At 73.7% G+C, this 13196-nt stretch carries 1 protein-coding gene; it reads left to right on the top strand.

The features are described 5' to 3' along the window. A partial coding sequence (locus ACWGKQ_RS40980; RefSeq protein WP_453297156.1) for an amino acid adenylation domain-containing protein occupies nucleotides 1-13194 on the top strand: 13194 nt, incomplete at its 5' end. Nucleotides 13195-13196: the final 2 nt, after the last annotated feature.

Genomic DNA, 13196 nt, shown 5'->3' with positions numbered 1-13196 from the left:
GAGCCGGACCGGCCGTTGAGCCGGATCGACGTCCTCACCGCCGAGGAGCGGCACGAGCTGCTGGTCGCGCGCAACGACACCGCCTGCCCGGCTCCCGCTGCCGGCCTGCCCGCTCAGTTCGAGGCGCAGGTCCGGGCGACCCCAGAGGCTCCGGCGGTGGTGTTCGAGGACACCGTGCTGACCTACCGGGAGCTGAACCGAAGGGCCAACCGCCTGGCGCACGCGCTGATCGCGCGCGGGGTGGGACCGGAGCAGGTCGTCGCCCTGCGGCTGCCGCGCTCGGCCGAGCTGGTGGTCGCCGTCCTCGCGGTGCTCAAGACGGGCGCGGCCTATCTGCCGGTCGACCCGGACTACCCGGCGGCCCGTATCGCGTACATGCTCCAGGACGCACGCCCGGCCGTGGTGCTCGACGACCTCGCGGCCGTCACACCGGACGGGGACCTGCCGGAGCACGACCCGGCCGTCGCCGTGGACACGCGCCACCCGGCCTACGTCATCTACACCTCGGGCTCCACCGGCCGGCCCAAGGCCGTCGTGATGCCCGCCGCCGGGCTGCTGAACCTGCTGGCGTGGCACCACAGGTCCGTCGGCGGCGTACCCGGCACGCGCACCGCGCAGTTCACCGCGATCAGCTTCGACGTCTCGGTGCAGGAGACACTCTCCGCGCTGCTGCACGGCAAGACCCTCGTGGTGCCGACCGAGGAGCAGCGCCGCAGCGCCGAGCTGTTCGCCCGCTGGCTGGACCGGCACGGGGTCGAGGAGCTGTTCGCGCCCAACCTGGTGGTCGAGGCGCTGGCCGAGGCCGCCGAGGAGGCCGGGCTGGAACTGCCGAGCCTGCGGCTGGTCGCCCAGGCCGGCGAGGCGATGCGCCTCGGCGGTGCCGTACGCCGCCTCCAGACCCGGCGGCCGGGCCGGGAGCTGCACAACCACTACGGCCCCGCCGAGACCCATGTGATCACCGCCTACCCGCTGCCGGCCGACCCCGCCGACTGCCCGCTGCCGGTACCGATCGGCCGTCCGATCGCCAACTGCCAGACATACGTGCTGGATTCGGCGCTGCGACCGGTCGCCCCCGGCGTGCTGGGCGAGCTGTACCTCGCCGGGGCGGGACTCGCCCGCGGCTACCTGAACCGGCCCGGGCTCACCGCCACGCGGTTCGTCGCCAACCCGTACGGTCCGGCCGGCGCGCTGATGTACCGCACCGGTGACCTGGTCCGCTGGCGCGCCGACGGTGAGCTGGAGTTCGCGGGCCGGGTGGACCACCAGGTGAAGATCCGCGGGTTCCGGGTCGAGCCGGGCGAGATCGAGGCCGAGCTGGCCGCGCACCCGGGTGTCGCCCAGGTCGCGGTGCTCGCCCGGGAGGACCGGATCGTCGCGTACGTCGTCCCCCTGGCCCAGGCCGGGGCGACCGCGGCGGCGCTGGCGGCATACCTGCGCGGCCGGGTGCCGGACCACCTGGTGCCGTCCGCGTTCGTGCTGCTGGACGCGCTGCCGCTGACGCCGAACGGGAAGCTGGACCGGGCGGCGCTGCCCGCGCCGGAGCCCGTGGCCACGACCGCCGGCGGCCGGGCGCCGCGGACGCCGCAGGAGCAGATCCTGTGCGAGTTGTTCGCCGAGGTGCTGGGCGTGCCGCGGGTCGGGGTCGACGACGGCTTCTTCGACCTGGGCGGGCACTCCCTGCTCGCCACCCGGCTGGTCTCGCGGGTCCGGGCGACCCTCGGGGTCGAGCTGGAACTGCGCAGCCTGTTCCGGGCCCCGACACCCGCCGGGCTCGCGGCCGGGCTGCACGACGCCGGCACCGCACGGCAGGCCCTGGTTCCCCGGCCCCGCCGCGAACCGATGCCGCTGTCGTTCGCCCAGCGCCGGCTCTGGTTCCTCCAGCAGTTCGGGGCGCCGAGCGCCACCTACCACATGCCCCTCTGCCTGCGGCTGTCCGGCGACCTCGACCGGGCCGCGCTGAGCGCCGCGCTCGCGGACGTGGTGGTCCGCCACGAGACCCTGCGCACGGTCTTCCCGCACACCGCCGGAGTCCCGTACCAGCGGGTGCTGGACACCACCGAGGTCGCCGTCCCGCTGACCGTACGCGCGGCAGGCGAGGCGGAGCTGCCCGCCCTGCTGCGCGAGTCGGCGGTACGGGCATTCGACCTGACCTCGGAAGTACCGCTGCGGGCGGAGCTGTTCACGCTCGCGCCGGACGAGCACGTACTGCTGCTGGTCATGCACCACATCGTCGGGGACGGCTGGTCCATGGGCCCGCTCGCCCGTGACCTCGCCACCGCCTACACCACCCGGCTGGGTGGCGGGGCGCCGACATGGCCGCCACTGCCGGTCACCTACGGCGACTACACCCTGTGGCAGCACGAGATCCTCGGCGACGAGCACGACGCGGACAGCGTGTTCGCCCGCCAGGTCACCTACTGGACGGAGGCGCTGGCCGGACTGCCCGAGCAGCTGCAGCTGCCTGCCGACCGGCCGCGCCCGGCCACCATGTCGTACGGCGGCGACCTGCTGGAACTCCGGATCGACGCCGAACTGCACACGGCACTGGCGGAGTTGGCCCAAAGGTCGGGTGCCACCCTGTTCATGGTGCTGCAGGCCGCGCTCGCCGCGCTGTACACGCGGCTGGGCGCGGGCACGGACATCCCGATCGGGAGTCCGATCGCGGGGCGTACCGACGAGGCGCTGGACGACCTGGTCGGGTTCTTCATCAACACGCTGGTGCTGCGCACCGACACGAGCGGTGACCCGAGTTTCGCCGAGCTGCTGGGGCGGGTGCGGGAGGCGGCGCTGTCGGCGTACGCGCACCAGGACGTGCCGTTCGAGCACCTGGTGGAGGCGCTGAACCCGTCCCGCTCGCTGTCCCACCACCCGCTGTACCAGACCGGGTTGGTCGTGCAGAACGCGCCGGGTGGTGACTTCGAGCTGCCGGGTCTCCAGGTCTCCGGGGTGACCGTGCTCACCGGGACCGCGCGGCTCGACCTGACCTTCGGGTTCGCGGAGGAGCACGGGCCCGACGGCGCGCCGGCCGGTCTCAGCGGCGCGGTCGAGTACAGCACCGACCTGTTCGACCGCTCGACGGTCGAGGCACTGGTCGCCCGGTGGACCAGGCTGCTGGCCGCGGTCGCCGCCGCGCCCGACCGGCCGATCGGCGGGATCGACCTGCTCTCCGCCGAGGAGCGCCGCGAGCTGCTGCCCGCAGTCGAGGGCGGGGCGGCCGGGGTGAGCCTGCCGGAGCTGTTCGCGGCGCAGGTGACGGCGAGGCCGGACGCGGTCGCGCTCGTCTGCGGTGACATCAAGCTGACATACCGTCAACTCGACGCGAAGGCAAACCAGTTCGCACACGCGCTGATCGCCCGGGGCGTCGGTCCGGAGCAGGTCGTGGCGGTGGCGTTGCCGCGCTCGGTGGAGGCGGTGGTGGCGGTCCTGGGTGTGCTGAAGGCCGGGGCTGCGTACCTGCCGGTGGATCCGGCGTACCCGGCGGCACGGATCGCGTTCATGCTGGACGACGCGCGGCCCACGGTGGTGATCGACGACCCGGCGACAGTGACCGACGGAAACCGGCCGGACACCGACCCGCGGACCGCGCTCGACGCCCGGCACCCGGCCTACGTGATCTACACCTCAGGCTCGACGGGCCGGCCCAAGGGCGTCATGGTGAGTCACAGCGGCGTGTCGGGCCTGGTGGCGGCGCAGGTCGACCGGCTCGGCGTGGCGCCGGGCAGCCGCGTTCTCCAGTTCGCCTCGCCCAGCTTCGACGCGTCCTTCTGGGACCTGTGCGGTGCCGTGCTCACCGGCGCCGCCCTCGTCCTAGCCCCGTCCGAGGCCCCGCTGGAGGCCCTGACGGACCGCCGGCTCGACGTCACCCACGTGACGCTTCCGCCCTCGGCCCTGGCCGCGCTGGAGAGCGCCGACCTCACGGCCACCACCCTGGTGGTGGCGGGTGAGGCCTGCACGCCGGAGCTGGTGGCCCGGTGGGCGCCTGGCCGGCGGATGATCAACGCGTACGGTCCGACGGAGACCACGGTGTGCGCGACCATGAGCGACCCGCTGTCCCCGGGGCCCGGTGTACCGCCGATCGGCCGATCGGTCGCGGGCTTCCGGGTGTACGTCCTCGACGAGCGGCTGCGCATCGTGCCGCCAGGGGTGGTGGGGGAGTTGTACGTCGCCGGCCCCGGCCTGGCGCGCGGGTACCTGAACCGGCCCGGGCTGACGGCCGGGCGGTTCGTCGCCTGCCCGTTCGGCTCGACGGGTGCGCGGATGTACCGCACGGGCGACCTGGTGCGCCGGCGCGCCGACGGCGAGCTGGAGTACGTCGGCCGCGCCGACCAGCAGGTGAAGGTCCGCGGCTTCCGCATCGAACCCGGCGAGATCGAGGCGTCCCTGACCGAGCACCCCGCGGTCGCCCAGGCCGCCGTCCTCGCCCAGGACGACCGGCTCGTCGGCTACGTGGCGGCGCGTCCCGACACGGTCGTACGTCCGGCGGAGCTGACGGCGTATCTGCGCGACCGTCTGCCCGACTATCTGGTGCCGTCGGCGTTCGTGCTGCTGGACGTGCTGCCGCTGACGCCGAACGGGAAGCTGGACCGGGCGGCGCTGCCCGCGCCCGAGCAGGTGGCCACGGCGACGGGCCGGGCGCCGCGGACGCCGCAGGAGCAGATCCTGTGCGAGCTGTTCGCCGAGGTGCTGGGCGTGCCGCGGATCGGACTCGACGACGACTTCTTCGACCTGGGCGGGCACTCCCTGCTCGCCACCCGGCTGTCCGCGCGGGTGCGTTCGGTGCTCGGCGTGGAACTGGGGCTGCGCGCGCTGTTCCTGGCGCCCACCGTGGCCGGCCTGGCCGAGGCGCTGGCCGGGGCCGGCCGCGTACGCCCGGCGCTGACCGCGCACGAGCGGCCGGAGGCGGTGCCGCTGTCCTTCGCCCAGCGCCGACTCTGGTTCCTGCACCGCATGGACGGCACCGCCGCGACCTACCACATCCCGCTGGCGCTCCGGCTGACCGGGACGCTCGACCGGGCGGCGCTGGACGAGGCGCTGGCCGACGTGGTGGCCCGGCACGAGAGCCTGCGGACGGTCTTCCCGGAGGTCGACGGCGTACCCTGCCAGCTCGTCCTGGACCCGGCCGAGGCCCGGCCCCGGGCGCGGCTGACCGAGGTGTCGGAGGCCGAACTGTCCGAGCGGCTCGCCGAGTTCGCCCGGCAGCCCTTCGACCTGGAGGCCGAAGCGCCTCTGCGGGCGGAGCTGTTCGCGCTCGCGCCGGACGAGCACGTGCTGCTGCTGGTGATGCACCACATCGCCGGCGACGGCTGGTCCACCGGCCCGCTGGCCCGTGACCTGGCCGAGGCGTACGCCGCCCGGTGCGAGGGCCGCGCGCCGCACTGGCCGGCCCTGCCGGTGCAGTACGCGGACTACACGCTGTGGCAGCGCGACCTGCTCGGCGACGCCGCCGACCCGGAGAGCCGGTTCGCCGAACAACTCGATTACTGGAAACGTCAGTTGTCCGACCTTCCGGAGCTGCTCCAGCTGCCCGCCGACCGGCCTAGGCCGGCCGTCGCCGGCTGGCGCGGGGACCACGTCGGCCTGGAGCTGAGCCCCGAACTGCACATCGCCCTGGTGGAGTTGGCCCGACGGTCGGGCGCGAGCCTGTTCATGGTGCTGCAGGCGGCGTTGGCGGCGCTGTACACGCGGCTGGGCGCGGGCACCGACATCCCGATCGGAAGTCCGATCGCAGGACGTACCGACGAGGCGCTGGACGATCTGGTCGGGTTCTTCGTGAACACGCTGGTGCTGCGCACCGACACGAGCGGTGATCCGACGTTCGCCGAACTGCTGGACCGGGTCCGGGAGACGGCGCTGTCGGCGTACGCGCACCAGGACGTGCCGTTCGAGCACCTGGTCGAGGCGCTGAACCCGTCCCGCTCGCTGTCCCACCACCCGCTGTTCCAGACCATCCTGGCGGTGCAGAACGCTCCGATGGGCCGGTTCTCCCTGCCCGGCCTGGACGTCGCCGCCTACGCGGTGGCCACCGGAACCGCCAAGTTCGACCTCGGTGTGAGCCTCGTCGAACAGTTCGGTCCGGACGGCAGCCCGGCGGGGATCGTCGGCGCGGTGGAGTACGCCACCGACCTGTTCGACCGCTCGACGGTCGCAGCACTCGCCAGGCGCTGGACGCGCCTGTTGGAGGCGGTCACCGCCGACCCGGACCGGTCGATCGGACGGATCGAGCTCCTCGACGCCGACGAACGGCACCGTTTGCTGGAGCGGGGCAACGCAACCGCCCGGGAGGTGGCGGCCGTCCCGGTGCCGCAGGCGTTCGCCACGCAGGTGGCGGCGACACCGGACGCGGTCGCGCTGGTGTGTGGCGATGCCGAATTGACGTACCGGCAGCTGAACGCACGGGCGAATCGGTTCGCGCATGCACTGATCGCCCGGGGCGTCGGCCCGGAGCAGACCGTGGCCGTGGCCCTGCCGCGCTCGGTGGAGTCCGTGGTGGCAGTCCTGGGCGTACTGAAGGCCGGGGCCGCGTACCTGCCCGTGGATCCGGCGTACCCGCAGGCGCGGATCGCGTACATGCTGGCGGACGCCCGGCCGGCCCTGATGGTCGACGACCCGACACTGGTCACCGAGGTGTCCGCATGGCCGGAGACCGACCCCGTGGTCGCGCTCGACGTCCGGCATCCGGCCTACGTGATCTACACCTCGGGCTCGACCGGCCGCCCCAAGGGCGTCGTGGTCGGCCACGGCGGCGTCGCGAGCCTGGTCGCCGCACAGATCGAGCGCTTCGCGATCGAACCCGACAGCCGGGTGCTCCAGTTCGCCTCGCCCAGCTTCGACGCCTCGGTGTCGGAGATCTACACCGCCCTGCTGCGCGGCGCGGCCCTGGTGCTGCCCCCGACGGCGGACCCGGTCGCCGCGCTGACCGACCGGGACCTCGCGGTCACCCACGTGACCGTGCCCCCGTCCGTCCTCGCCGCCGTGCCGGAGGGCTCGGTGCGGGTGCCGACACTGGTGGTGGCGGGTGAGGCGTGCCCGCCGGAACTGGTGGACCGCTGGGCCGCCGGGCGCCGGATGATCAACGCGTACGGGCCGACCGAGACCACGGTGTGCGCGACCATGAGCGACCCGCTGTCCCCGGGAGCGGGCGTGCCGCCGATCGGTCGTCCGATCGCCAATGCCCGGGTGTACGTGCTGGACGAGCGGCTGCGGCCGGTGCCGACGGGCGTGGCGGGGGAGCTGTACGTCGCGGGCGCGGGACTGGCGCGCGGCTACCTGAACCGGCCGGACCTGACGGCTGGACGGTTCGTCGCCTGTCCGTTCGGGACCGGTGAGCGCATGTACCGCACCGGAGACCTGGTGCGCTGGCTGGGCGACAGTCAGCTGGAGTACGTCGGCCGTGCCGACGACCAGGTGAAGGTGCGCGGCTTCCGGGTCGAGCCCGGCGAGGTCGAGGCGGCGCTGGCCGAGCACCCCGCCGTCGCCCGGGCCGCCGTCCTCGCCCAGGACGACCGGCTCGTCGGCTACGTCGTCCCGCACCAGGACGAGGCCCGGGACAGTGGCCTGGAAGCGGACCACGTGGGCGAGTGGCAGGACATCTACGACGCCCTGCCCATCACCCCTGAGGAAGCCGGCTTCGGCCAGAACTTCGTCGGCTGGAACAGCAGTTACGACGCCAGCCCGATCCCGGTCGAGCAGATGCGGGAGTGGCGGGACGCCACCGTGGCCCGCATCCTGGCCCTGCGCCCCCGCCGGGTGCTGGAGGTCGGCGTCGGCACCGGACTGCTGCTGTCGCAGATCGCGCCGCACTGCGAGACCTACTGGGCGACGGACTTCTCCGCCACGGCGGTCGACGCGCTGACCGCGCAGGTCGGCCGGCAGGACGACCTGGCCGAGCGCGTCGTGCTGGGGACCCGCCCGGCGCACGACACCGACGGTCTGCCGGCCGGGTGGTTCGACACCATCGTGATCAACTCGGTGGTGCAGTACTTCCCGTCCGCCGACTACCTCGCCGACGTGATCGGGAAGCTGATGCGGCTGCTCGCCCCCGGCGGCACGCTCTTCGTCGGCGACGTCCGCAACCTGCGGCTGCTGCGCCCGCTGGCCACCGCGGTCCAACTGCACCGCACCGGTGCCGACGGCGACCTCGCGGCGGTGCGCCGCGCGGTGGAGCAGGCCGTCAGGGTGGAGAAGGAACTCCTGGTCGACCCGGACTTCTTCACCGTCCTGCGGGAGCACGGCACGGACATCGGCGCGGTGGCCGTGGAGGTCAAGCGCGGCCGTCACCACAACGAACTGACCCGCTACCGCTACGACGTGACGCTGCACAAGGCCCCGGTCGTTCCGGCGGCCCCGGGCCGGACGGTCGACCTGGAGTGGGGCCGCCGGCTCACGGGACTGGCCGAGCTGCGCGAACTCCTCGCCCAGCCGCCCGCCGACGTGCTGCGGATCACCGGAGTGCCGAACCGTCGGGTGCTGCGCGAGGCCGCCCTCTCCCGGGCGGTGCAGAACGGCGACGGCTCGCTCGCCGAGCTGCTGGAGCGGCTGCACGGCCCGGAGGCGAGCGAACACCTCGACCCGAAGGAGAGCGAATACCTCGATCCGGAGGCGAGCGAACTCCCCGACCCGGAGGACTTCCGGGCCGTCGGGATGGAGTTCGGCCGCTGGGTGGGCGTCACCTGGTCGGCCACCGTGGCCGACGCCGTGGACGTCGTCTTCGCCGACCCGCGGGCACAGCACGGCTCCCCGGTCGAGCCGTACCGGTCGGCCCGGACCGCCGGCACGCCGCTGTCGTCGCTGACCAACCGCCCGACCGGCGGCCGGGGCACCGGCGCCCTCATCGGCCAACTCCGCGAATGGCTGCGCGGGCGACTGCCCGACTACCTGATCCCGTCGGCGTTCGTGGCGCTGGAGACGTTGCCGCTGACGGCCAGCGGCAAGCTCGACCGCCGCGCGCTGCCCGCGCCCGACCTCGGCCAGGCCGGAGCCGGGCGGGCGCCGCGCACCCCGCAGGAACAGCTCCTCGCCGAGCTGTTCGCCGAGGTGCTCGGCCTGGCCCAGGTCGGCGTCGAGGACAGCTTCTTCGACCTGGGCGGACACTCGCTGCTGGCGACCCGCCTGGCCTCCCGCGTCCGGGCGACCCTCGGCGCGGAGCTCGAAGTCCGGACGCTGTTCGAGACGCCGACCGTGGCCGGACTGGCGGCCCGCCTCGACGGCTCCGGCACGGCACGGCCCACGCTGACCGCCCGGCCGCGGCCCGAACATGTGGAGCTGTCCTTCGCCCAGCGCCGCCTGTGGTTCCTGCACCGGATGGACGGGCCGAGCGCCACCTACAACATGCCGCTCGCGCTGAGCCTGACCGGTGAACTCGACCGCCCGGCCCTGCACGCCGCGCTCGCGGACGTGATCGCCCGGCACGAGAGCCTGCGGACTGTCTTCCGCGAGACGGACGGTGTGCCGTACCAGGTCGTGCTGAGCGCTTCGCAGGCGCACCCGGAGCTGCCCGTGGTCGAGCTCGACGAGAGCCGGCTGGCCGAGCGGCTGGCGCACACGGCCCGGCGAGGCTTCGACCTGGCGGCGGAGCCGCCGGTCCGGGCGGAGCTGTACGCGCTCGCGCCCGACCGCCACGTGCTGCTGGTCGTGGTGCACCACATCGCCGCCGACGGCTGGTCGATGGGGCCGCTCTCCGGCGACCTCGCGGCCGCCTACACGGCGCGCTGCCGTGGCGAGGAGCCGCAGTGGGCCCCGCTGCCGGTGCAGTACGCCGACTACACCTGCTGGCAACGCGACCTGCTCGGCGACACCGATGACCCGGACAGCCTGTTCGCCCGGCAACTGGCCTACTGGAAGGACGAGCTGGCGGGCATTCCGCAGCAGGTGCAGCTGCCCGCCGACCGGCCCCGGCCGCCGGTGGCCTCCCAGCAGGGCAGCCGGGTCGTGGTCGGTCTTGACCCCGAACTGCACCAGGCGTTGCGGGACCTGGCAGCCGCGCGCGGTGCCAGCATGTTCATGGTGCTCCAGGCCGGCCTCGCCGCGCTGCTCACCCGGCTCGGTGCAGGTACGGACATCCCCGTGGGCAGCCCGATCGCCGGCCGTACCGACCAGGCGCTGGACGACCTCGTCGGCTTCTTCGTCAACACGCTGGTGCTGCGCACCGACACGAGCGGCGACCCCGGCTTCGCCGAACTGCTCGACCGGGTGCGGCAGAAGGCGCTCGCCGCCTACGACCACCAGGACGTGCCGTTCGAGTACCTGGTCGAGGTGGTCAACCCGGCCCGGTCGCTGTCGCACCACCCGCTGTTCCAGATCATGCTGGCCCTGCAGAACGCGCCGGTGGGCGAGTTCACGCTGCCGGGCCTGTCGACCGGCCACCTGGAGGCGTCGACCGGGACCTCGCGGGTCGACCTGACGTTCAGCCTGGCCGAGCAGTTCAACGCGGACGGTCCCCCTGGGCCTGGCGGCCAGGGAGGTGCCCCCAGCCCCGACGGCCTGGTCGGCGCGGTGGAGTACGCCACCGACCTGTTCGAACCGGCCACCGTGGAGCTGCTGTTCGAGCGCTGGGCGCGGCTGCTGCGCGCGGCGGTCACCGACCCCGGCCGGCCGATCAGCCGGATCGACATCATGTCGGACGAGGAACGCCGCCGACTGCTGTCCGAGTCCACCGGCGCCGCGGTCGAGCTGCCCGAGGCCGCGCTGCCGGAGCTGTTCGCGCGCCAGGTGCGCGCCACCCCGGACGCGGTGGCCGTCGTGGCGGGTGCCACCGAGCTGACCTACCGGGAACTCGACCTGCGGTCCAACCGCCTCGCACGGGCACTGATCCGCCAGGGCGTACGACCGGAGACCCCGGTCGCGGTGCTGCTGGACCGCTCGGCGGACCTCGTCGTGGCGCTCCTGGCGATCATCAAGGCGGGCGGCGCCTATGCGCCCCTCGACTCGCGCTTCCCGCAGTCCCGGATCGACCTGATCCTCCAGGAGGCCGGGGCCGCGCTGGTGCTCGACGAGGACGTGCTGACCGCGTTGATCGAGGGCGAGCCCGACTCGTCCGAAATCGAAGTACGCTGCGACCAGCGGCAGTTGGCGTACGTGATGTACACCTCCGGCTCGACCGGCCGGCCTAAGGGCGTGGCCGTCACCCACCGCGACGTGGTGGGCCTCGCGCTCACCCCCGAGTACCGCGGCGGCGGACACGAGCGGGTGCTGATGCACTCCCCGACCGCCTTCGACCTCTCGACCTACGAGCTGTGGGTGCCGCTCCTCAACGGCGGCCGGGTCGTGGTCGCACCGCCCGAGCGGCTCGACCTCGACCTGCTGCAGCACACGATCAGCACGCACGAGGTGACCGGACTGTGGCTGACGGCCGGCCTGTTCCGCCTGGTCGCCGAGGAGCGGCCGGCCCTGCTCGCGGGGGTGCGCGAGGTGTGGACCGGCGGTGACGTGGTCTCCCCGGCCGCCGTCGCCCGGGTGCTGGACGTCTGCCCCGGCATCGAGGTGGTCAACGGCTACGGGCCCACCGAGGCCACGACCCTGGCCACCTGCCACCCGGTGCACAGCCTCCCCGGGAACGCCGCGACCGTGCCGATCGGCGGGCCGATGGCGAACATGCGCGCCTACGTCCTCGACGAACGCCTGCGGCCGGTGCCCACAGGCCTGGTCGGCGAGCTGTACCTCGCGGGGACGGGCGTGGCCCGCGGCTACCTCGGCCGACCCGGTCTGACGGCGGAGCGCTTCACCGCCGACCCGTACGGGCCGCCCGGTAGCCGGATGTACCGCACCGGCGACCTGGCGTGGTGGCCGGCCGGGGGCACCCTGGAGTTCGCCGGACGGACCGACCACCAGGTCAAGCTCCGCGGCCTGCGGATCGAGCCCGGCGAGATCGAGGCGATCCTCGCGAGCTGCCCGGGCGTCGCCCAGGCGGCCGTCGTCGCCCGCGAGGACCGGCCCGGCGACAAGCGCCTTGTGGCCTACCTGGTGCCCGCCCCCGAGGGCGTGCCCGAGACGGGCGAGCTCTCCGGGCGGCTGCGCCGTGAACTGCCCGACTACATGGTGCCGTCGGCGTTCGTCACCCTGGACACGCTGCCGTTGACCGCCAACGGCAAGCTGGACCGGGCCGCCCTGCCCGCCCCCGAGTACGGGGCGCAGGGCACCGGACGCGGCCCCCGGACACCGCGGGAGCAGCTGCTGTGCGGCCTCTTCGCCGAGGTCCTCGGCCGGGAACAGGTGCACATCGACGACAACTTCTTCGACCTGGGCGGGCACTCCCTGCTGGCCGCCCGCCTGGCCTCCCGCGTCCGCGAGACCCTCGGCCTGGAGCTGGGCCTGCGCATGCTGTTCGAGGCACCGACCGTGGCCGGTCTCACCGAGCGCCTGGTCATGGACGACCCCGAGGACGCCTTGGACGTCGTACTGCCGCTGCGTTCGACCGGGACCGGCACGCCGCTGTTCTGCATCCACCCCGGCGGCGGCATCAGCTGGTCGTACAGCGGGCTCCTGAACCACATCGGTCCCCAGCACCCGGTCTACGCGATCCAGGCACGCGGCCTCGGCCGCCCCGAACCCCTGCCGACGTCCTTCGAGGAGATGGCGGCCGACTACGCCGACCAGATCCGCAAGATCCAGCCCGAGGGCCCGTACCTGCTGCTCGGCTGGTCCGCCGGCGGGCTGATCGCCCACGCGCTCGCCTGCGAGCTGCAGGCGCGCGGCGAGCGGACCGCGCTCCTTGCCATCCTCGACGCCTACCCGGTCAAGGACGTGCAGTTCGAGGAGATGCCCGTGCCCACCGAGCGGGACGTGCTCGTCGGTGTGCTCGACGTCGACCCGGACGAGTTGGGCGACCGGGAGCTGACCTACGCCGAGGTCGCCGAGGTCCTGAACCGGCGCGGCAGCGCGCTGCAGGGCCTGACGGAGCAGCAGATCGAGGTCATCGTCCACATCATGATCAACAACGCGCAGCTGGCGGTCGACTTCGTCCCCACCGGGTTCGACGGCGACCTGTTGCTGTTCAACTCGACGATCGACCGCGACGGGGACGACGCCGGGCCCGCGACCTGGCGCCCCTACATCGCGGGCCGGATCGAATCACACGAGATCACCACCCGGCACAACCGGATGACCGAAGCCGGCTCGCTGGCCCAGATCGGACCGATCCTGGCCGCCCGCCTCGCCGAAGCCACCCGTGACACCACCCTTTCCCACCTGGAGGACTGACC

Source organism: Streptomyces sp. NPDC054770 (genome assembly GCF_053611985.1).
This window is presented reverse-complemented; position numbering and strand designations above follow the sequence as displayed.